This window comes from Candidatus Nanopelagicus abundans (assembly GCF_002288305.1).
In the GTDB taxonomy this organism is placed as follows: domain Bacteria; phylum Actinomycetota; class Actinomycetes; order Nanopelagicales; family Nanopelagicaceae; genus Nanopelagicus; species Nanopelagicus abundans.
Map to the genome: position 1 here is coordinate 373584 of NZ_CP016779.1, position 21878 is coordinate 395461.

24 protein-coding genes are annotated in these 21878 nt (G+C 41.0%); 11 read left to right on the forward strand and 13 right to left on the reverse strand.

Features of this window, described 5'->3' with window-relative positions:
* The first annotated feature begins 6 nt into the window (after nt 1-6).
* From B1sIIB91_RS01990 to B1sIIB91_RS02000, 3 genes are all read left to right on the forward strand, one after another.
* Nucleotides 7-909, forward strand: a complete 903-nt coding sequence (locus B1sIIB91_RS01990; protein WP_095687965.1) for a carbohydrate ABC transporter permease — start codon at nt 7-9, stop codon at nt 907-909.
* 2 nt (nt 910-911) lie between these two features.
* On the forward strand, nt 912-1754 hold the full coding sequence (locus B1sIIB91_RS01995) for a carbohydrate ABC transporter permease (RefSeq protein WP_095687966.1): 843 nt from the start codon (nt 912-914) through the stop codon (nt 1752-1754).
* 177 nt (nt 1755-1931) lie between these two features.
* A complete protein-coding gene (locus B1sIIB91_RS02000) occupies nt 1932-2537 on the forward strand; it encodes a DUF305 domain-containing protein (protein WP_095687967.1) in 606 nt (201 codons plus the stop codon).
* On the opposite strand, the gene B1sIIB91_RS02005 is transcribed toward B1sIIB91_RS02000, so the two are convergent.
* Nucleotides 2526-3302 (reverse strand): hypothetical protein, encoded by a 777-nt coding sequence (locus tag B1sIIB91_RS02005; protein ID WP_095687968.1) that lies wholly within the window; start codon nt 3300-3302, stop codon nt 2526-2528. The genes B1sIIB91_RS02000 and B1sIIB91_RS02005 overlap by 12 nt on opposite strands.
* A 213-nt stretch (nt 3303-3515) precedes the next feature.
* Nucleotides 3516-3869, reverse strand: a complete 354-nt coding sequence (locus tag B1sIIB91_RS02010) for a thiol-disulfide oxidoreductase DCC family protein (protein ID WP_095687969.1) — start codon at nt 3867-3869, stop codon at nt 3516-3518.
* A gap of 109 nt (nt 3870-3978) precedes the next feature.
* Here B1sIIB91_RS02010 and B1sIIB91_RS02015 point away from each other — a divergent pair, with 109 nt between their 5' ends.
* The gene (locus B1sIIB91_RS02015) at nt 3979-4446 is read left to right on the forward strand and encodes a hypothetical protein (protein ID WP_018227062.1); all 468 of its coding nucleotides are present in this window, start codon (nt 3979-3981) and stop codon (nt 4444-4446) included.
* Entirely contained in the window at nt 4446-4676 is a 231-nt protein-coding gene (locus B1sIIB91_RS02020) for a hypothetical protein (protein ID WP_095687970.1), read from the forward strand. The genes B1sIIB91_RS02015 and B1sIIB91_RS02020 overlap by 1 nt, the downstream gene beginning before the upstream one ends.
* A gap of 2 nt (nt 4677-4678) precedes the next feature.
* Here B1sIIB91_RS02020 and B1sIIB91_RS06045 read toward each other — a convergent pair whose 3' ends face one another.
* Entirely contained in the window at nt 4679-4849 is a 171-nt protein-coding gene (locus B1sIIB91_RS06045; protein WP_018227064.1) for a hypothetical protein, read from the reverse strand.
* A gap of 52 nt (nt 4850-4901) precedes the next feature.
* Here B1sIIB91_RS06045 and B1sIIB91_RS02025 point away from each other — a divergent pair, with 52 nt between their 5' ends.
* Nucleotides 4902-5213 carry a DUF805 domain-containing protein gene (locus B1sIIB91_RS02025; protein WP_095687971.1) on the forward strand — a complete coding sequence of 104 codons (312 nt, stop codon included), beginning with the start codon at nt 4902-4904 and terminating at the stop codon, nt 5211-5213.
* A gap of 96 nt (nt 5214-5309) precedes the next feature.
* Here the strand turns inward: B1sIIB91_RS02025 and B1sIIB91_RS02030 are convergent, their stop codons facing one another.
* On the reverse strand, nt 5310-5861 hold the full coding sequence (locus B1sIIB91_RS02030; RefSeq protein WP_095687972.1) for a fasciclin domain-containing protein: 552 nt from the start codon (nt 5859-5861) through the stop codon (nt 5310-5312).
* Between the two features lie 232 nt (nt 5862-6093).
* On the opposite strand from B1sIIB91_RS02030, the gene B1sIIB91_RS02035 reads away from it, so the two are divergent.
* On the forward strand, nt 6094-6900 hold the full coding sequence (locus B1sIIB91_RS02035; protein WP_095687973.1) for a beta propeller repeat protein: 807 nt from the start codon (nt 6094-6096) through the stop codon (nt 6898-6900).
* A 65-nt stretch (nt 6901-6965) separates the two neighbouring features.
* Here B1sIIB91_RS02035 and B1sIIB91_RS02040 read toward each other — a convergent pair whose 3' ends face one another.
* The 5 genes from B1sIIB91_RS02040 to B1sIIB91_RS02060 are packed head-to-tail and all read right to left on the reverse strand — an operon-like array spanning nt 6966 to nt 12110.
* A complete protein-coding gene (locus tag B1sIIB91_RS02040; protein ID WP_095687974.1) occupies nt 6966-7466 on the reverse strand; it encodes a YqhA family protein in 501 nt (166 codons plus the stop codon).
* Between the two features lie 59 nt (nt 7467-7525).
* The gene (locus tag B1sIIB91_RS02045; RefSeq protein ID WP_095687975.1) at nt 7526-8281 is read right to left on the reverse strand and encodes a class II glutamine amidotransferase; all 756 of its coding nucleotides are present in this window, start codon (nt 8279-8281) and stop codon (nt 7526-7528) included.
* 19 nt (nt 8282-8300) lie between these two features.
* Entirely contained in the window at nt 8301-9248 is a 948-nt protein-coding gene (locus B1sIIB91_RS02050; RefSeq protein ID WP_095687976.1) for an FAD-dependent oxidoreductase, read from the reverse strand.
* A gap of 1 nt (nt 9249) precedes the next feature.
* A complete protein-coding gene (locus B1sIIB91_RS02055) occupies nt 9250-10629 on the reverse strand; it encodes an NAD(P)/FAD-dependent oxidoreductase (RefSeq protein WP_223298613.1) in 1380 nt (459 codons plus the stop codon).
* A gap of 20 nt (nt 10630-10649) precedes the next feature.
* The gene (locus B1sIIB91_RS02060) at nt 10650-12110 is read right to left on the reverse strand and encodes an FGGY family carbohydrate kinase (protein ID WP_095687978.1); all 1461 of its coding nucleotides are present in this window, start codon (nt 12108-12110) and stop codon (nt 10650-10652) included.
* Between the two features lie 160 nt (nt 12111-12270).
* Here B1sIIB91_RS02060 and B1sIIB91_RS02065 point away from each other — a divergent pair, with 160 nt between their 5' ends.
* From B1sIIB91_RS02065 to B1sIIB91_RS02080, 4 genes are all read left to right on the forward strand, one after another.
* Nucleotides 12271-13809, forward strand: a complete 1539-nt coding sequence (locus tag B1sIIB91_RS02065) for an amino acid permease (RefSeq protein WP_095687979.1) — start codon at nt 12271-12273, stop codon at nt 13807-13809.
* A 106-nt stretch (nt 13810-13915) separates the two neighbouring features.
* Entirely contained in the window at nt 13916-15274 is a 1359-nt protein-coding gene (locus B1sIIB91_RS02070) for a glutamine synthetase family protein (protein ID WP_095687980.1), read from the forward strand.
* 7 nt (nt 15275-15281) lie between these two features.
* Complete coding sequence (locus tag B1sIIB91_RS02075) at nt 15282-16643, forward strand: aldehyde dehydrogenase family protein (RefSeq protein ID WP_095687981.1); 1362 nt, start codon at nt 15282-15284, stop codon at nt 16641-16643.
* A gap of 19 nt (nt 16644-16662) precedes the next feature.
* The gene (locus B1sIIB91_RS02080; protein ID WP_095687982.1) at nt 16663-17436 is read left to right on the forward strand and encodes a 3-oxoacyl-ACP reductase; all 774 of its coding nucleotides are present in this window, start codon (nt 16663-16665) and stop codon (nt 17434-17436) included.
* A 65-nt stretch (nt 17437-17501) separates the two neighbouring features.
* Here the strand turns inward: B1sIIB91_RS02080 and B1sIIB91_RS02085 are convergent, their stop codons facing one another.
* Genes B1sIIB91_RS02085 through B1sIIB91_RS02100 form a run of 4 tightly spaced genes read right to left on the reverse strand, consistent with a single transcriptional unit; the run spans nt 17502 to nt 21853 of the window.
* Nucleotides 17502-18995, reverse strand: a complete 1494-nt coding sequence (locus B1sIIB91_RS02085) for an APC family permease (RefSeq protein WP_095687983.1) — start codon at nt 18993-18995, stop codon at nt 17502-17504.
* Nucleotides 18996-19041: 46 nt separating this feature from the next.
* Complete coding sequence (gene hisD / locus B1sIIB91_RS02090) at nt 19042-20349, reverse strand: histidinol dehydrogenase (protein ID WP_095687984.1); 1308 nt, start codon at nt 20347-20349, stop codon at nt 19042-19044.
* A 22-nt stretch (nt 20350-20371) separates the two neighbouring features.
* Complete coding sequence (locus tag B1sIIB91_RS02095) at nt 20372-21097, reverse strand: type 1 glutamine amidotransferase (protein ID WP_095687985.1); 726 nt, start codon at nt 21095-21097, stop codon at nt 20372-20374.
* Nucleotides 21098-21853 carry an SDR family oxidoreductase gene (locus tag B1sIIB91_RS02100; RefSeq protein WP_095687986.1) on the reverse strand — a complete coding sequence of 252 codons (756 nt, stop codon included), beginning with the start codon at nt 21851-21853 and terminating at the stop codon, nt 21098-21100.
* Between the last annotated feature and the right edge of the window lie 25 nt (nt 21854-21878).

Sequence of the window (21878 nt, forward strand, 5' to 3'; positions counted from 1 at the left end):
ATTAAAATGAAGTTGAAAAAAGCTAAACAGCCTAAGTTGCCTACTGCTGCACGTTTATTACTTTATCCGTCGGTTATTACTCTATTTATTATTGGAATTTTTCCATTACTTTTCGCAGTTTGGGTGAGTACTCGTCAGTATCAACTTTCGAAGGCCTATGAGCCAAAAACTTTTTTAGGACTTGATAATTACGTAACTGTCTTAACTAGCCCTGAATTTTGGGAAGCTTTGAGAATTACATTTACGTTTTTGATTATTGCTTTACCCCTGCAATTAATTATGGGAACTTTAATCGCAGTGTATATATACAACCTAAAATCGCCTTCGCTTTCATCTTTACTAAGGGTAATTCTAGTTCTACCGATTGCAGTTACTCCTACTATTACCGGGCTATTAGGTAGGCTAATTTTTAATAGTGAGTTCGGAATTATTAATTATGTTCTTTCATTTATTGGAATTGAACCTGTCCAATGGCTAGCGGATCAGAGAGCAGCATTTATTGCCATAATCATTTTAGATACGTGGCAGTGGACACCGTTTGCTGCGCTGGTATTAATTGCTAGTTTGATGGTTATTCCTGCTCAAGTTCTTGAAGCTGGCAAATTAGATGCTGGCACAGGATTTAATCTATTTAGATATATGCAATTACCATTTTTGCTACCTGGGTTTACTGCTTTATTAATTTTAAGAACTGCTGACATACTAAAAATGTATGACACTGTTTATGCATTCTCAAAGGGAGGCCCTGGAGTTGCAACTGAATTAGTTAGTTTGTACATAAATAGAATTGGTTTTGGAAAAACCTTTGATATTGGCTTAGGATCTGCCCAAGCAATTTTGCTTTTGTTTATTTGTATTGGACTTTCTCGAGCATATATTAAGATCTTCTATAGAGAGATCCAGGTATAGTCATGAAAATAAATCTAAGAAGTTCTCGTAAGCGTTCGAAGGTAAAAGTTTGGGAGATAGTTGTTGGTGGCGGTATTGCTACCACTATTGTGTTCCCTATTTATTGGATGATAATTACGGGTTTACGCCCCCAAACGGAAACTTTTTCTTCAACACCTAAATTAATACCAACAATAACCCTTGACCATTACAAAGAAGTTCTTGAAGAAGGTACCGTGTTACAAGGTCTTTGGAACTCAATAGTTGTTGCCACCTCATCGACATTACTCGCTTTGATTCTTGGAGTTCCTGCTGCGTATGTGCTTGCCAGATGGGAATTTAAACGTAAATCTGATTTATGGTTTTGGATTATTTCTAACCGTTTTATATCTCCAATTGTAGTAGTTTTACCATTTTTCCTTATTGCAATTAACTTACAACTAGTTGATACATATTGGGTAATGATCATTATTTATCAAACTTTCGCAATTCCTTTTGTTGTCTGGCTATCGATTGATCAATTCAGAGCAATCCCAAAAGAGATAGATGAAGCTGCTGCGGTAGATGGTGCATCAATAATAAAAACTTTTCTTAAAATAGACCTTCCTTTAGTTTTCCCTAGTCTTTCGGTTAGCGCAGTTCTTATTTTTGTAAGTTGTTGGAATGAATTGTTATTTGCTCAAATCTTAACTAGATCTGATGCTATTACTGGACCTGTTGTTGCGCTGGGTTACATGTCTGGCTATGACATACGCTGGGGTCCAATGATGGCTACTTCCACATTAGTTGTGCTTCCAATTATTTTATTCACTGCTGCACTGTCGCGTAATCTTGTTCGAGGGCTTGCAATGGGAGCAATAAAGTAAGAGGTTTGGTAAATTTTATAGGACAAATAACCGTTTATTACTAATTGCTAGTTAAAGGGGATGTTTTCAACCACCGCTGGTTATTTGGGCATTATGGAGTACAAATGTTATTAGGCTCACAAAAAAATCAGTCAAGGGCTAACTTTTCTCTCAGCAAGAAATGGTACTTTTACCTTTATGAAAATTAGCAAAAATGCTGCCGCAGTACTCGCCGTAGTCTTAGTAGTTACTTCTGGCTTTTTTGCATACGCATTGCTTAATCCAAATGAATCAAATCAATCAAAGCAAGTGGACTCGATGGATCATGGCGGCTCGCACTCAACTATGAAAGGTGAAAATCTTTCAGCAGATGATGCAATGTTTCTGCAAATGATGATTCCACATCATAGCCAAGCAGTGATTATTGCTGAGTACGCACTTACAAACTCAAAAAATGAGCAGATTCTAAAAATTGCAAAGCAAATAAAAGCAGATCAAGCAGGTGAGATCGCGCAGATGAAGAAGTGGCTTAGCGATGATGGCTTAGGTGAAGATGCTGGACATTCAATGAGTGCTATGGATGGCATGTTAAGTTCAGATCAACTAGCTACTCTAAAAAACAGTAAGGCCACCGCCTTTGATAAGTTATTTCTAAATAGCATGATTGAACACCACCAAGGCGCGCTGAAAATGGTCTCTATGATTGAAAATAGTAAAGTGGCAGACCTTCGTGATTTTGCCGCAACTATCGCTGTGGCCCAGCAAGCTGAGATAGATCAAATGAGGAAAATTTTAGGAAATTAACAGCTTTAAACTCGCACTCATCTGATCAATACTTAACTTATCTTTATCCTTAAAACTACTACTGCAAATAACGCAGCGTATGTGCCACTGCCACCAAGAGATATCGTCATAACCTAATTTATAGGTAGTTACAAAAACCTTTGCTGGCAAGATTCTACAAAATTGACATCTACTTGGAGTGATTAACTCATTTACTACCTGTGTTTCAGCCCGATAGCCTCTGGCATATTTAAATCCAACCCCATATAGATCAACATCTAATAAAAAAGCACCTGGGTTAATTGAGCGCTCAAACTTAGCCTCGATCAGATCACTGTATGCATAAAAGCCGCATTCACAATCTGCCACCGGTGGTACATGCTCTTTGTTAATTGTGCACTTAGCAGAGGCATCAGAAAGATATGCATCCCCTGTTAATCCCGTAAGAGATGGTGGGCGGGCGGTGATTAAAGCTAATTTATAACCATGCATCACCTCACTGGGCAAATCAAAAGCTTGGTTGTAATTTAATTTACTATGCATATTGTTTTTAAGACCAGCCTTATCACTAGCTTTACCAACTGCAATAAATCCAATAATAAACATAAGCGGCACTACGCCTACAAATAAATACAAAGCGGTAATAACTACATCTTGTGAAATTATTGGATTTTCCCGATTACTAAAACCACCTAGTAAATAGGCAAGAGCTAGAACTGCCAGAGCAATTAAGGGATAGATGCGAATTAATCTAATTAACCTGCGACGATTTTGGGCATAATCCATAAAAGTAATTAAACACCTACTTATCCCAGTTAGGCAGGTGATCTAGATCTACCTAGCACCTCATTTACATAGGCAAATCTAGGACGTAAGGTTTAGGCACTAGGTGAGGATTTAATATGGCTGAAATTGGTGAACCAGATCGCGTGGTGCGGCGTGAGCGCGAGCCGTTAATCTCACCAGCACTTCCTGTGCCAACACCAGAGCTTGAGCCAGCTAAGTAATTCTTTTAATAAATCTAGATAAGCCCCTAACAAATAATGATTGCCTATTTGTGGCAATTAATTTGTAGCCAAGGGCTCCAATTGGTCCAGAAGCTTTAAGAATAAAGGCGCTTACTTTATTACCACGGGCGTTAAGTAAAAAGATAACTGCGCTAACTCCGGCGTATTGCTTCTCACCCACTACGGCATAGACCTGCTTCTCACACTGCGCTCTAGTTAGATTAAAGCTTGCTAGATCCCCACTTTGAAAAGTTATTGGCGTGAAAGTTAAGCCCTTACTTAGCCAATTAATTGAGTTCTCACACAACTGGCAATCACCATCATAGATAACAGTTATTTCCCTCATCTGTGGCTGACCTCATACCTTTTCACATTAAAAGCCTATCTTAAGCATCACTACGCCCACGCTTACTAAATAATCTCATCTACAATTAGCAACAGAGAGTGGGGCTATTTTGAAGAATTTAGGCGATATTAAAAACTTTAACCTTAAAGAGTTTGATACTTTACTGATCAACTATTTAAGTAAAATATCACTGCCAGTACTGCGAGTATCACTAGGCATAATATTTATTTGGTTTGGCGCTCTTAAGCCTTTTGGTGATTCACCAGCAAATGATGTAATAACTAAAACTATCTACTGGTTTGATCCAGATATCTTTATTCCTATCCTTGGTTACTGGGAGATGATTATTGGTATCTGCCTTCTCTACACCCCTCTGATTCGAATTGGACTGTTCTTACTAGCACTACAAATGCCAGGCACCTTTCTGCCGCTAGTCCTTCGCCCAGAGATCTGCTTTATTGATTTCCCATTTAATCTCACTCTTGAAGGTCAATACATCATTAAGAACCTAGTATTAATTGGCGCCGCCATGGTGGTGGGCAGCAAGCTGGTGCCGATATTAGAAAAAGATAAATAATGGCGCCCATTATTTTTGCCCTTGGCGTTGTATTTGGCACAATACTTTTAATTATCTTTACTGAGGTTTTAGAGAAGCCAGTACTAGGTGAGATTAAGCGGATTAAATACGGAAGTGAGTCTTCTAAGGCATTACCTAAGGGCTGGATTAGAAGTTTTCACACAACAATTGCCCTTACCAGCTACTTACTTGGGATGGGTATTTCCTACTTCGCTTTATCTGTTTTATAAATCTACCAACTACTCTCACACTTAACACACTTATATATTGGGTCCCGGCCTGTAACACAGCAGCCACCAACCTCAAAGCGATCAAAGTCAAAGTTATCAAAATCAGGAAAGCCATAGGCAATCTTTTTCACCTCAAAGCTGCCACAATCTGGGCAGATTAGTTTCACCTTCATAACTAAAAGAATATATATAGCCACTGACAGTGAGTGGGTCTATATTTACGCTATGGAAAACAAAGTAATGCTTATGATCGATGCTTTAAAAGATGGCTTTAATAGGTTTGCAGATTTCTCTGGTGTCTCAACTAGATCCCAGTACTGGTACTTCATCCTAGGCACAAGCATTGCCTCAGTAATTGCTCAAGTAGCCTTTGGTGACTTAGGTGGCAACTTAGTATCACTTATTACGCTAATTCCAACCATTGCAGTTGCAGTTAGAAGAATGCATGATGTTGGCAAAAGTGGTTGGTTTATCTTAGTTCCAATATATAACTTGGTTTTAGTACTCACACCTTCTAAGGGTCCTACATATAACTAAGAGTTAATAGAGCCTAACTAACTACTCATTAAGAAAGCCACCCCTTTTTCAGGAGTGGCTTTCTTCTTTTACTTCTTTTGTTTATTTACTTCTTTTTTACTTCTTAAGAAGTGATGAAACCTTTACATCCTTTGGCAGGATTACTGCGTCGATGGCATGGATTACGCCATTATCTGCCATTACATCGGCGATAACTACCTTTGCCTTGTTCACAGTTACGCCACCCATTGTGGAGAGCTTTACAGTTGAACCTTCAACTGTTGCAACATCGCCATCTTTAACATCTGCTGCCATGACCATACCTGAGACAACATGGTAGGTAAGGATCTTTGCCAGAGTTGCTACGTTCTCAGGAAGGAGAAGTGCATCAAGAACACCAGCTGGTAGGGCTGCAAATGCTTCATTAGTTGGTGCAAATACTGTGAATGGACCAGCACCTTGCAGTGTGGTTACTAGATCAGCAGCTGTTAGGGCTGCTACTAATGTAGAGAAATCTGGGTTGCCAACAGCAACATCAACGATTGTGTTTGTAACAACTGCCTCTTCAGCAGGTGCTGACTCAGTTGCCTCATCGCTGCTACATGCTGAGAGTGTTAATAATAAAACAGCAGCAAGTGCTGCGATTGAGCCTTTACGTAGTACCTTCATTTAGATCTCATTGATTGTTAGTGTGATTAAGAGCAAACGAATTTTAAATTACCCGCAGGCCAAGATCTGCCATGGGAGTTAGTAGTTGGTAATGAGGTAGGTCATAGATGGATTAAATAGGCGTAAAGATTTATAACCATTTGCTGTGAAATCAGTGAAAAGTGATGGTGACCACAGGTTATATTGGCGCTGATTAATTTTCAAAGGTAGGCGCATCTGAGAGAATTCTCTTATGGGAAAAAGTAACTCAGTAATGTGCAAGTTATTATCACTAACAGTAATTTTCTCATTTATAAATCTACAAAGTGCCACAGCCGCCTCCTTAGGGGAGTTAAGCCATATTCATAATATAAGAGTGCATCAAAATAAAATTTTTCTTGGCACCCATGAAGGTTTATATCAATACTTTTCCCCGACAAAGGTTGTAAAAATTAAGCCAGATAGCTTTGATGTGATGGGCCTGGCCACAAACCAAAGCACACTTTTTGCCAGTGGTCACCCAGGAGTTAATTCAAAGTTTGCCCAACCAGTTGGTGTGCTCTCATCTGCTGATAATGGTGTTACTTGGAAGCAGGTGAGTTTAAAAGGTGAGGTTGATTTTCACATGCTAGAGGTGGGTAAGACAGATATGTATGGGGTGGATTCAGGTAAGGGTGATCTGATGTACTCAGCAAATCTAGGTAAGAGTTGGTCTAATCAAGGAGTGAATACTTACGGTGATATTGCAATTGATTCTAGTAAGGCTGGCTTAGCCTTTGGTCTTAAAAAAGGGCAGATATATAAAAGCACAGACGCATTTAAGAGTGAGAAAGTAATTAAAAGTAAGTTAGCTTTCTCAGCTATTGAGTTAGTTGGTAAGCGCCTTTATGCAGTGAGTGGAAATAATTTATATCTAAGTACCAATGGCGCAGCCTCATGGGCCACCCTTTCTACCTTTGATAAGAGTATTGGAGCAATTAGTACATCAGAGAGCATGCTTTTAGTAGCAGCCGGGGATAAAATATTGATCTCAAAGGATCTTGGTAAGAGTTTTAAGTAGTACTTACCTATTACCTTTTCTTATCTGAGCAAGTGCGATTGATTAGTTCTTTATCTAATTAAGAGTTAAAGCTTTTTACTTCCAAAGTCTTTGCGAGAAACCTTCATAGATGGATCCTTCTTTGTGGCAAAGGCAAAGACGGCAAGGCCAGTTACAAGAGCCCCGGCGCCAACGCCAAAGGCGATCACATCTTGGGAACGATTGATATCAACAAATACTCCAACAAAGATCACCGCAATAATTGCAACAACTACGCCAATTAACTTTGACTTTAAATCATCAAGGTCATGAACCTGCAGCCACACCGGCACTTTAAGATCCTCATCAATAAATAGCTCATATAGGCCATAACCAATAACTAGTAATACTGTGCCAAGTAATATGGCATCGACTGCAGTTAAAACATCAACAATAGTTATTTTTAACTTTGTGCCATTTAAAGCAGCATCGATAATTACCTGAATCATCTCAATTGAGCCCTGCACCATAAGCAAGAGTGCGCCAAGGATTGAGGCAATGGCTGGAACAACGACTGCATATCTAGTGGCAGCTAAGATGCGATTCATAGCGATAATGGTAGTGCCTGAGTGCTAGGGAGTGGCTGAACTCTTAGGCACGGTGATTACTAGATCAGTAAGTTATTCAAAACTTCCAACTTCTCCTTCCCCGCAACCCTCCCCACCACCAACACATTCCCATTCGGGATTTCATCCCACCCATCTTGATTCCAACCGGATGAGGCCACCACAACCTGGCCATCACGTTTGGTGTATTTAAGGTGGTAGTAATCAGTATCGTCTTTAAACTTTTGTGGGATTTTATCTTGGTTATATATGCAAGCTGCCATAAAAGTTGTCTCGTTAATAATCATCATGTTTATGGATGAGAATGCGCAGTTAGCCTTGATATATGTAAGGCCTGCCTTAACACCTTCGATAAAGCCATGTTTTTCTATCTGGGTTAGTAGGTAGAGGAAGTAACGCTCTGAGTCTGTGTTTCCTTTTGCTAACTCTAGGTACTTCTTATCTATTAGAGGATCAAGACAATTAAAAGGTGAGATAGAGCCGTTATGGATAAAAGTAATGTCTTCATATGTGAAGGGATGGGTGTTGTTCTCATTAACAGCCATGCCCTCTGTGGCCCACCTAAGGTGAAGAAGTGCTGCATTTGATTTATGAGTTGCTAGCTCCTCTTTTAAATGAGCGCTCTTATTAGCAGCAACTGGCTCTTTATATAAAGAGGCCTTCTTGTTTTGGGTAGTTGCAATACCCCAACCATCACAGTGATCAGTAGATAGGTTTATAAACTCATCAAAGTTAGCACCGACAACATCAGTGAAGGTGGTGGCGGTGGGGGCGGTGTAACCAAGTAGGCGGCACATATTAAGGCTAAGGCTATCTCTACTTTAATTTCTTTGCGATCACCTTAGCAATCTTTCTAGCATCTTTTGCACATTTATCTGCTGCTTTTATTGGTAAAACTAAATTACCAACAGCGTAAATCATAGGTTTTGCTAACTGCCCATCACTATTTGTAATCGGTGATTTATACTTTTTATCCATCTCAAAGCCAGCTTTTCTAGCTAGCTCATGGTCTGGGATCCAATCACCTGTAAATACGATAGTGTCACAATTAATCACAGACTGCCTACCAGCTATCTCAATTCTGATACCAGTAACTGTTTTATCACCTAACACTTCAATAATTTGGGCAGATTTAATCAACCTAAATCGATACCAAAGTTGTAATAGCCGTGGCAGTACTGGCACAGTCTCATGTTTTCTTTTATCAGTAATTACAGCAACACACTTAACGCCAGCATGAGCTAAGGTGATAATTGCCGAGAAACTAACATGTTCTGTACCAACGACTACTGCTTTACTACCAATACTTAAATTCTCTAGATATGTTGCCTGTTGTAGTGCTCCAGTGGTGTAAATACCAGCTGGACGCTTTCCAGCAACTACTCGATTTGATCTACTTCGCTCTCTAGCACCGGTTGCCAGAATGATTGATTTTGCGCTCACCGCTTCCAGGCCAGCTGGGGATGTTAGTTGCAATGTGTAATCAGAAATCCAATTTGTGGCTGTGGTGTTGGTATTTATCTCAACTCCGGCCGATAATGCTTTTTTAATATAAGTATTTGCATACTTAGGACCTGAGATAAATCTTTTTAAATCCCTTACGCCATAGCCAGGATGAAATGAATGCCTAGGCACACCGCCAGCAACATTTTCTCTTTCAACTACTCGGACTGTATTAATGCCTTGCTTCTTTAACTCGATGGCAGCGGCAAGACCTGCTGGGCCTGCGCCAATGATTAAGACATCAACCTTTGTTTGTTTCACCTTACTTTTCCAGTAATTTTCTTAGCTCAGAGTGACAATAAAAGCCGGCACATCTGCCAATACCTGCTCTAGTTCGCCTGCCTAAGCCACCTAAGGTAGCTGGTGGCAGAGTTGAAGTGAGTGCATCGACTATTTCTTGGTAGGTGGACTTTTCACAGTGACAAATAACTTTGCCATAATCACTATTTGCAGCAATCTTTTGTTCATCTTGATATGGCCTAAGAGATGCCTCACCAATATTATTCATTTTAATATCTGCTAATTGTTTTTTATTGCCAAGTTGTAAACCACTTTTAGTTAGTAACTCAAATACATACTCCGCAATAGCAAGAGATGCCGTTAGTCCAGTTGATCTAATTCCACCAACGGTAAGATAATTATTTGGATGCAATTTGATCTGATAATCACTACTTTCTGTAGCGGAGCGAAGCCCGGCATAGGTAGCTGTTATCTCCTCATCTAGTAACTTAGGTGCAATCTTTGCTCCCTTTTCCATCAGGGATTTAAGGCCTATATTGCTAGACCCAGTAGCGGTTTTATCATCTAGGTTTTCAGCAGTTGGGCCAAGCATGATGTTGCCAAAAACAGTAGGTGAGATTAATACCCCTTTGCCCATCGCAGATGGCACCGGCAAAATAACATGATTTATTAAAGTTCTAGCTAACTTATCAAAGACTATTAATTCACCTCGTCTTGGCGTAATTGTGAAGTTTTTAATACCAAGAAGATTATCGATTTCATCGGCATATAGCCCAGCTGAATTAATTAGGTAGGAGGTGCAGATTATCTCGCTCTGGTTAGTAATAGTATTACTGGTAGTAATATTAAAACTTGAATCGGTGTTTTTGATATCAACTACCTTGGTATTTAAGGAGATTTCAACCCCTGCTAATTTTGCCTGGGTTGCATAGGCAACAATTGGATTCCAAGGATCAATAATCCATTCGCCTGGCACAGTAAGTGCGCCAAGTGCGCCCTGGCCTAAATTTGGCTCTAATTCATATAGCTGTGCTGGAGTAATAATTTCACACTCTAAGTAGCCATTTTCGATAGCTTTTTGTTTTAACTTTGGCAGATTCTCTAACTGCTCATCACTCCAGGCGACAAGTAAGCCACCTAATTTTTCAACCGCAATATTGTGATCAGTAGCGTATTTATAAAGCAGATGGTAACCAGATGAGACTAATTTTGATTCTAATGATCCTGGAGTCATATCAAAGCCAGTATGTAAAATTGCAGTATTAGCTTTTGAAGTTCCCTCACCAACATCAGATGCGGCATCAATTAAAACTGTTGTTAAATTATACTTAGCAGCTTCCCTAGCAATTGCGCAGCCGATAACACCGGCGCCAATAATTGCTAGATCATACTTTTTGTTCACCACGTAAGGCTATCTCCAATTTAGGTTAGATCTGATGTTACTAATTGTAGTTTGCGCCACTGCTTCAGGTAATTATTTGCTTGATCAGTGCTCCATTTAGGTGAGAAGTTTTTAGCACCTTTACTCGCAGGTTTTAAATCAGCAAGAGTTAGCGTTGGATTAATTGCAAGTGTGGCAAGATTTGCTACCCCAATTGCAGTTGCATCAGGGTGGGGATATAACTCAACATCTATCTGTGCTAGATCTGCCACCATTTGCATCAAAGTATTTGACTGAGTTAGTCCACCATCAACTTTAAGCGTGCTCACACTCACGCCATCTTGAGTAATTGCTGTTAATAAATCCGCCACTTGGGCTGCAATACCATTTACAACTGATCTGGCAATATGACTTTTAGTGTGGTGTAGTCCAAGACCTGCAATGGCGGCTTTTGCATTTGGCTTCCAAAGGGGGGCGCCATAGCCAGCAAAGCCGGGTGCGGTAATTACCGAGTCAGCATCGGGAAGAGAGTCAATTTGATTAGCATTTGTAATAAATTGATTATCTACCAACCAAGCAATTGCAGTTGCTGCAGTGAAAACTTGTCCATCTAAGTAATAAGCAGAACTTACGGTTGATTTTAAATTAATTTGCCAAGCTAGTGAGGTGGCTAAGCCGTTTTTAGATATCTTTGGTTTATCACCAATATTTACTAATAAAAATGCCCCAGTACCAAAGGTGCACTTTGCACTACCCTGGGTAAAACATTCCTCAGCCAGTAATGCAGCAGGTTGGTCAACAATGGCTGCGGCCAAGGGGATATTCTTTAAAAACAAAAGATCTGGATGATTAATCTCACCGATTATCTGATTATTATTAATTAGCGTAGGTAGATTAGCTATATCTAACTGCCAAATATTTGCTAACTCTTGACTCCAATCCTTAGTGTGTAGATCAAATAGCAGAGTGCGGCTAGCGGTTGCGCGATCTGTCACATAAGCGCCAGTAAGGCGACTAATTAGCCAGGTGTCCGTAGTTGTAATCACAGCTTGACTAGAAAGATTAGGCAGAAACTCTTTCAACCAAAGAATCTTTGGCGCTACAAAGTATGGATCAATTGCTAGTCCACTTTTGCTAAGTACCAAATCAGATTTATCCTGACGCTTTGTGCAGTACTCACTACTTCTTGAGTCTTGCCAGATTATTACTTCAGATAAAGCTGTCCCAGTTTTTTTATCCCAGGCTAGAATTGACTCACCCTGATTTGCAAGCCCTACTGCAGATATTTTTTGTTTACTTTTTTTAAAACCATCGCTATCTATCGCAGCCTTTGCAGCTGTGATGATTGACTGCCACATATCCTCAGCTTTTGCAGTACTAGCCCCGACTTGGCTATGCGATATTTCTAGAGGGGCGCTGGCGCTAGCTATTACTTGACCATCATCGCCAACTATTAAAGCCTTGGTGGCTGAGGTGCCTTGATCTAATGCCAAAATGGCCATGACTTACTTTAACTACCAATTAGGCACACGCCTAAGGGGTAGGAAAAAAAAGAAAATAATCATGAAATGCCCCAGAATACCCTTCCGTAATCTGGGTCACAGGAGTAGAAAAGGGGCAAGGCTTTTCACAGAAAGCCACTAAAAGAGGGGTGCTGAAAATATGTCAATGACTAATGACGAGCGAAAGCTCGCAGAACTTGGCTATAAACAGGAGCTAGATCGATCATGGAGTGGGTTCTCAAACTTTGCGATCTCATTTTCGATCATCTCAATCCTGGCTGGATGCTTCACCACATTTGGTCAAGCATGGAATAACGGTGGACCGATTGCAATATCAATTGGTTGGCCACTGATCTCCCTATTTATTTTGATTATTGGTTTTTGTATGTCCGAGTTGGTATCTGCTTATCCAACTAGCGGTGGTATTTATTGGTGGGCGTCAAAGATGGGTGGAGCCAAAGCTGGCTTCTATACAGGCTGGCTAAATCTGCTTGGATTATTTGGTTGCGTGGCATCAGTTGCTTATGGTTGCGCTACTTTCTTTGATCTCTCCTTTTCTTCATTTAGTAAGGGTTGGGCAGAAGGGTACTCATTACGAAGAGTATTTGTAATGTTCCTAGTTATCTTGATAATTATCGCCGCCTTAAACATTGGTAGCGGACATTTCATGGCAACACTAAATAACATTTCAGTGTGGTGGCACGTGGCCGGCGCTGCATTTATTGTGGGTGCCTTAATTATCCTTCCAGAAAATCACATGTCTGTTTATGACATGTTTAGCATGCGAGTTAATAACTCAGCAGGGCTAGCTGGTGGAGAAACTAGTGGAACTGCCTTTTGGTTCTATGTTCTACCTCTTGGCTTCCTACTAACTCAGTACACAATTACTGGCTTTGATGCTTGTGCTCATATGTCAGAGGAGACAAAGGGTGCTGAACATGCTGCTGCTAAAGGTTTGTGGCAGGCAATTTTCTACTCAGCAATTGGTGGATGGATTTTGCTTCTGTCATTTCTATATGCAGTTCAAGATGCTGATGCAGTCACTGCCGGCGGTGGCGGCGTGGCAGTTATCTTTGCGCAGGCATTAAGCGCTAAGTGGGCTGGATTAGTTTTATTAATCGCAAGCTTTGGTCAGCTATTCTGCTGCACCTCAGCATTAACTAGCGCATCTCGTATGATGTTTGCATTTAGTCGTGATGGCGCAGTACCTGGATCAAAAATGTGGTCTAAGGTTGATAAAAATAAGGTGCCAAAAAATGCGGTTATTGCATGTGCTGTAGTAGCACTTGCAATTACATTGCCAGCATTAGTTGAGGTAAACATCGGATCAGCTGATGCACCAATTGTTGTACCAACTGCATTTTATGCAGTGGTATCAATTACGGTTATTGGTCTATATCTTGCATTCTTAATTCCAATTTATCAGCGCTGGCGGATGGGTGATGCATTCAAACCAGGAAGTTGGACATTAGGTAATAAATATAAGTGGATGGCACCAATTGCCGTTGTTGAGATAGTTATTATCTGTTTCTACTTCATATTACCAACTACACCAATGGGCTGGCCAAGTAACGAGGGCTTTGATATCAAGTTCGTTAACTACGCACCGATATTAGTAGGTACAAGTTTACTTGTGCTTTGGCTCTGGTGGCACGCATCAGTTAAAAAGTGGTTTAAGGGTCCAAAGACTACGGTCTAACCTGAACTCTTTTCACTAGTAATACTAAAAGGAACACCTTGCCTTTAAATGCAAGGTGTTCCTTTTTTATTTTCAAAAAAGCTGAAGTTGTAATACCCTTATCCCCATGTTCCCCCTAACCATAGATCAGCTGCGCAAAGATGTGGCAGATAAGAAGATCGACACAGTTGTTGTGGCAATGACTGATATGCAAGGACGCCTGGTTGGAAAAAGATTAGATGCCAAATACTTTTTATCAGATGTTTTAAAACATGGCACTGAAGGCTGTAATTACCTGTTAGCAGTTGATGTGGACATGAATACCGTGCCAGGTTATGCGATGAGCTCTTGGGAAAAAGGTTACTCAGATCTTGCAATGATTCCTGATACAAATACTCTGCGTTATATCCCTTGGCAGGATGGGGCAGCATTAATGCTGGCTGATGTGCAGTGGCTAGATCACAGCGACGTTGTTGCTTCACCTCGTCAGATACTTAAGAAGCAGATTAAAGCTTTATCTGATGCTGGCATGAAGGCAATGGTTGGAACAGAGCTTGAGTTTGTGGTTTATAACAACACATATGAGCAAGCATTTACTAAAGGTTATAAGGATCTGACTCCAAGTAATCAATACAATGTTGATTATTCAATTCTTGGTGGTTCTCGCATTGAGCCATTACTTCGCGCCATTAGATTAGGTATGACAGGTGCTGGCATGAATGTTGAGTCGGTAAAGGGTGAGTGCAACTTTGGTCAACATGAGATCGCTTTTAAATACTCTGATGCTTTAAATGCTTGTGATAATCATGTGATTTATAAGAATGGTGCTAAAGAGATTGCAGCAGCAACAGGGTATGCGCTGACATTTATGGCTAAGCCAAATCAAAAAGAGGGTAACTCATCCCACATCCACCTCTCCTTTAGAGGTCTTAAGGATGAGATGGTTATGGCCGATGAAAAAGATAAAGAGCACGGTTTATCTGATGTTGGTAGAAGCTTTATTGCAGGACAAATTAAACATCTTCGAGAGCTTTCACTGTTATTTGCGCCAAACATTAATTCTTATAAGAGATATGTGCCAGGCAGCTTTGCGCCAACTGCAATTAGGTGGGGACGAGATAACAGGACCTGTGCTCTGCGCCTAGTTGGACATGGACAATCATTGCGCCTTGAAAACCGTGTGCCAGGTGGAGATGTGAATCCATACTTAGCCGTTGCAGGAATTATTGCAGCAGGCCTTGATGGTGTTAAAAATAACTTAAAGTTAGAGCCTGCATACACAACTAATGCCTATGACTCAGATTCACCAAGAGTTCCAGCAACCATGCTTGAAGCACAAACATTATGGGCGGGCTCTGCTTGGGTAAAAGAGGTATTTGGTAGTGAGGTTCAAGCTCATTACGCCAATATGGCTCAGGTTGAATTAGATGCTTATGGCAAAGCGGTAACTGACTGGGAGTTATTTAGAAACTTTGAAAGGTTTTAATAAGTAAATGTCTGCTGTGTATGAAGTAATTAACCCTGCCAACGAGCAAAGTGTTAAGAAGGTTGACCTAGCAGATTTAGCGGCGACGGATGCGGTAATTGAAAAAGCAGCTAAGGCATTTGAATCTTGGAAGAAAATAGCACCCTCTGATCGCGCAAAACTACTGCGCGCATTTGCGCAAGTAGTAAGTGATCATCGTGAGGAGTTAGCAAAACTTGAGGTAACAAACTCTGGTCACACCATAGGAAATGCTTTATGGGAGGCCGATAACGTTGCTAATGTTTTAAATTACTACTCAGCAGCTCCTGAGCGTTTATTTGGAAGACAAATTCCGGTAGCAAATGGTATTGATATTACATTTAAGGAACCACTTGGCGTAGTTGGCGTTATTGTGCCTTGGAATTTTCCAATGCCAATTGCAGGTTGGGGATTCGCACCCGCCCTTGCTGCCGGAAATACTGTTGTATTAAAACCTGCTGAATACACGCCTCTCACTGCAGTTAGGTTAGGTGAGTTAGCACTTAAGGCTGGAATCCCAGAAGGTGTATTTAATGTAATAGTTGGTAAGGGATCTATTGTTGGAAATAGATTTGTCACTCATCCTAAGGTTAGAAAAATTGTATTTACTGGCTCTACCGAGGTTGGTAAGGGAATCATGGCAGGGTGCGCTGATCAAGTTAAGCGAGTAACACTTGAATTAGGTGGCAAGAGCGCCAATGTTATTTTTGCAGATAGCGATATTGAAAAGGCTGCGGCGGCTGCGCCAGGGGCGGTATTTGATAACGCAGGACAAGATTGTTGTGCGAGATCTCGAATACTTGTTGAAAAAAGCGCCTTTGATAAATTTATGTCTGCCTTTGAGACAGCGGTTAAAAAATTTAGAGTAGAAGAACCTTCCCTTGCAACAGCTGAGATGGGGCCGCTTATAAGTAAGAAGCAATTAGATGCTGTGCAGGCTTATTTGAATGAGCCAGTTGCCTTTACAGGAAGTGCGCCAACGGGGGCCGGATATTGGATGGCGCCAACCGTATTACTTCCTAAGGATACAAAGGCTAAGTCTTGGAATGAAGAAATCTTTGGACCAGTTGTTTCCGTTATGACATTTGATGATGAAGCGGACGCTATTAAAAAAGCTAATGACACTGAGTTTGGTTTATCTGGCTCGATCTGGACAAATAATTCAGGAAAAGCTATTCGGGTAGCAAGGGCTGTTGAAAGCGGAAATCTTTCAGTTAACTCAAACTCATCCGTTCGCTACTGGACGCCATTTGGTGGATATAAGCAATCAGGCTTAGGACGTGAGCTAGGACCTGATGCGCTAGATTCATTTACTGAAGTAAAAAATGTTTTTATTGCAACTGATAACTAATAACTAAAGGGGATAAGTAATGAGTAAAAGACTAGAGGGCAGAGTCGCAGTTATTACCGGTGCAGGAAGTGGTATTGGTTATGCCACAGCCGTTCGCTTAGCGGCAGAGGGCGCCAAGGTTGTCGTTGCAGATACAAATGAAGAAAGTGGAAATAAAGTAGCTAAAGAAGTTGGCGGCCTATTTGTTAAGTGTGATGTCACCAATGAGGCTGCTGTAGCTAATCTTTATAAAGTTGCCTTTGATACATATAACCGAATTGATATTGCTTTTAATAATGCTGGTATTTCACCGCCTGATGATGATTCAATTTTAATTACTGGCCTTGATGCTTGGGAGCGAGTACTTAAGGTGAACACAACAAGTGTGTTCCTATGTTGTAAAGCGGTTATTCCTTATATGCAAAAGGCTGGTAAAGGTTCAATTATTAATACCGCATCCTTTGTGGCAACAATGGGAGCTGCAACATCACAGATTGCATACACCGCATCTAAAGGTGGCGTACTTGCTATGAGCCGCGAACTTGGTGTGCAGTTTGCAAGAGAAGGTATTCGTGTGAATGCGTTATCACCTGGCCCAGTTAACACTCCGTTACTGCAAGAGTTATTTGCTAAAGATAAAGAGCGCGCAGCTCGCCGCCTTGTTCATATTCCAATGGGTAGATTTGCAGATGCTAGTGAGATCGCAGGAGCTGTTGCATTTTTAGCCTCTGATGATTCAAGCTTTATTACTGCCGCTAACTTCTTAGTAGATGGTGGTATCTCAGGAGCTTACGTAACACCTTTGGATAATTAGTAGTAGTAAGCAAAAAAACTGGCGGGCTTTTTAATTAAAGCCCGCCAGTTTTGTTTTAATGCAGATTACTTAGAGTTAGCTAACTCTTCTCTAAGTTTCTTACCTCCTACATAACCAGCAATGCTGATTAATATAACTACCAACATTGTGCCGGCAGTAAATAGTTGAACATCAGCTCTTGCCATGCCCCAGATCTCTTGGAAGTTATACTCAATACCAAAGACTGACTCAAGTGTTCCTGGGAATACAACCCCGATAGAGCCAATGCAGATATAGAAAAATAGGATTGAACCAATTACTTGGAATCCTCTAACTCCACCTGGCACCTCATATGGGCGAACAACATCACGTCTTGTGCGATTTAGCTTCATTACTGAAGGAATGATGATGATGTATGAAACAAGTAAGGTTGAGATTGCGCATACTAAAACCACAGTAAAGATTGAGGCTGCATCTCCGTTAACTAAGGTCATAGCAGCAATCAAAAATGTGGAAGACATAGCACCTGATAAAAGGTTTACTCGTACTGGTGTTCCAAACTTAGCGCTGAACTCACCAAACCAACCGCTGAAAAAAGCGCCATCAGCTGCTGCAATTGCTTGGATACGATCTGTTGCCATCATCCAGGCACTTCCAAGTGAGAGAAGTCCAAAGATAAATAGCAAGGCAGTTAGGCCAACTAAGAAATCAGCAGCCCCACCATAAACTGTGTATACCTCTTTAATTGCTCCTAGAAATCCAGTTAATCCTTCAACTTGATCATTTGGCACAATTAAAATAATTGCAAGAACAGGAAGAATATAAGCAAGAGTTGCAATAAAACTTCCGCGCCTAATAGCAGGAGCAGTGTCTTTCTTTGCATCAAACATCTCACCGGAGGCGGCGTTTGGTGCTTCAAAGCCAACGTATGAGAAGAGAATAACTGGCGCTATTGCGATAAAGCCGCCCAGTGTTGGAGTTAAACCATCAAAATCAAATGGTTGAAAACCATTCTTTATTCCATAAATAGCAGTTGTGATAACCAGTGAGCTAATAACAATTACTTTAGCTATCGCACCTGCGCCAATAAACTTCTTACCTAGCTTTAGGTTGATAATCGCAAGATAAATTGCAGTCCAGATAAAGGCTAATTTAAAGATCCACTCACCAATTGATCCACCTTTTATCTCAATTACGTAACCACTGAAGGCATCAAATGCGATAAAACAGAGTGAGCCACCTAGCCAAAGAGGGTTGGTGATCCAATATAAAACTGAGGCAATTCCTGCAGGTAATCTGCCGTAGGCATATTTAACCCATTGATAAAGGCCGCCCTCTTCTGCGAATGCAGAACCAGTCTCTGCCATAATCATAGAAATTGGAATTAAAAAAGTAAGGGCTACAAATACTGCCCAAAATAATGATTGGGATCCACCTTTTGCGATTGTGGCAATAGTGTCGAGTGAAATAATCGCTGCGACAATAAATAAGGTGATATCAATTCGAGCAAGTGATTTAATAAATCGCTTCTCTTGAGATTTTGCCAGTGCTGTTGATTGGGTATTTATGTTTTTCGCCATGGGTTATTTTAAAACAACTTTAAGTTACTCCCAAGTCACAAAGGCGCTATTTCTCAAATCTTATGGATATCGCCGCCCCGTGAGCGGGCAGATCTTCAGCATTGGCCAAGGTAATTACATCATTTGCCACCTTGTTAAAGGCGGCCTGATCATAGGTAATCACAGAGATATTTCGCATAAATGTATTTACTGATAACCCACTTGAGTGGCAGGCACATCCACCAGTTGGAAGCACATGATTTGAACCAGCTGCGTAATCACCTAGTGAAACAGGGGAGAAGCGATCTAAAAATATTGCACCCGCATTCCTTATCTTCGCTGATACCTGCTTAGAGTTTTTAACAATAATCTCAAGGTGCTCTGGGGCGTAAGCATTAATGACATCTACGCCTTGATCAATTGAATCAACTAAAACTATTGCAGATTGCATCCCAGATAGCGCAGCTTTAATTCTTTCCTGATGTTTAGTTTTGCCAAGTTGAATCTCAAGTTGGGCGTGAACTTTAGTAATTAAATCTTTAGAGTCAGTTACTAAAAGCGCAGCTGCCATCTCATCATGTTCTGCCTGGCTAATTAAATCAGCGGCCACATCAGATGCGATTGCGCTCTCATCGGCTAATACTGCAATCTCAGTTGGACCTGCCTCTGAGTCAATCCCAATTAAGCCGCGCAGTGATCGCTTGGCAGCTGCTACATAAATATTACCTGGCCCAGTTACTAAATCAACACTTTCACAAAGATCCTTAACACCGTAGGCAAACATTGCAATCGCTTGCGCTCCGCCAACGGCGTAGACCTCATTAATACCAAGTAGTTCACAGGTTGCAAGGATTATTGAGTTTGGTAATCCATTATTTTCTTTTTGTGGTGGTGAGGCGAGAGCAATACTGCTAACACCGGCAATTTGTGCGGGCACGACATTCATAATTACCGAGCTTGGGTAAGAAGCGATTCCACCTGGCACATAAAGACCGACGCGATCTACTGCTCTAAATGTTCGATCAATATTACCGCCAGCAATCACTGAAGTTGAGGTATCTGCTGGTACTTGAGTTAGGTGATATTTTTTAACTTGTTCTATTGCAACTTCAAGTGATTTTCTAATCTGCGGATCTAATTTGGTTAAGGCATTTTTTAATTCAGCAGGGCTTATTGCAATAAACTTAGGTGTAACACCATCAAATTCAGTTGCTAATTTAATTAGCTCAGCTTGTCCGCCATCTTTAACCCGCTTTAGAATTGGCGCAATTTCCTCCATGGCAGATTCAATTGAGTGATTAGCCCTTGGAACTAGCTTTTTATACTCAGCCTTGGTTAACTTTTTACCAATTAAATCAAGCTCTCTAATTAACATGGGAGTAGTTTAACCCTTTACTTTAATCAACCTTTTCTACATCAGAGGTAGCTACTCTGCGCAGGAAGGTGTTAACTAAATCAAAGGCACGTTTATCTGAGGCAATTTTTTCTTTTTTAGTCTGTGCTCGTAGTTGATCAACTACAACTCCTTCACCCTCAACTTCGGCGCACCCACCATCCATAGCTAGCCATTCTTCAAGAACCTCTGGATCAATCTCAGGATGAAACTGCAAACCTAATGTTCTACCCATAACAAATGCTTGGCTAGCAATCTCAGTTCTAGCAATTTCAAGGGCGCCTTTAGGTAGTGTCCATCTATCCCAGTGGTATTCAAACCAGGGACCAGTGGGGATTAAAGTTTTATCATCAGATTCAATCTCATGCCAACCAAGTTCTGCCTTCGGACTTCTTGCAACTGAGCCACCTAATGCCCGCGCCATTAATTGACCGCCAAAGCAAATACCAAAGATAGGAATACCATCATTATGAGCCGCTTTTAACTTAGCTAACTCTGGCAGCAGCCACTTACCAATTCGATCATCCTCATATGCTCCATAAGGGGCGCCCATTGGCACAATCACATCAAAGTCAGAGAAGTTTGGGAAAGCGGCCTCAATATTTGGCGCTGCGTAATCTTTTTCAGGAACAACTAGAAATCTTTCAATCTCATAGCCATGTTTTTCAAAGGCACGCCAGATTGGGCCGCCCTTAGAGACATGATCATGTTCAATAAATAATGCGCGCATTTATGACTGCTGATTCATCGACCAAAGAGTCCAGATAAAAGTTCTAACTGTCTTTGGTTGTTTTAGGATATAAAGAATTTGTTGGGCAACATCTTCAGGTCTCAGATAGGTGGCAAGTTTTTCCATTCCAGGAGTACGTCCTGTTCCCATTGCAAACTCTGTATCAACTCCGGCCGGGCAAACTAATGCAACTCTTATGCCCTTCTCGCGCAGCTCTCGATCAAGGGCAGCTGCAATTCCAACTTGGGCATGTTTTGTTCCTGAGTAAATCGCTTGATTTGCAGCTGCTTGAAAGCCGGCAACGGATGCGGTAATAACTATGTCACCAGTTGCAGCCTTAATCATTGCAGGCAGGGCTGCTCTAATAATATGAATTGTTGCATCTATATTTGTTCGAAGCATCAAAGTAATTTGTTCATCACTGTAATCAAGAATTGAGCCATACATTCCAATGCCAGCATTGGGGATTACGGCGTCAATTTTGCCAAATTTCTTAAGAGCAGTTGCTGCTATCTCGCGTGCTACATCTGCCTCTGCGCAATCACCGGCTAGGTAGGTGGCGTTTTCATCACCTAACTCTTTTACTAACTCAGCTAGTTTTTCTTTAGTTCTTGCATTTAAAACTACCTTACAACCTGCAGCAACTGCTGCATAAGCCGTTTGCCTACCAATACCTGAGGTGGCGCCAGTGATAATTAAAACCTCACCAGTTAGATCTCGTAATTTATATTCACCGGATTTATCTGCGCTGCTCATGCTTAAAATATACAGGCAATCGGTG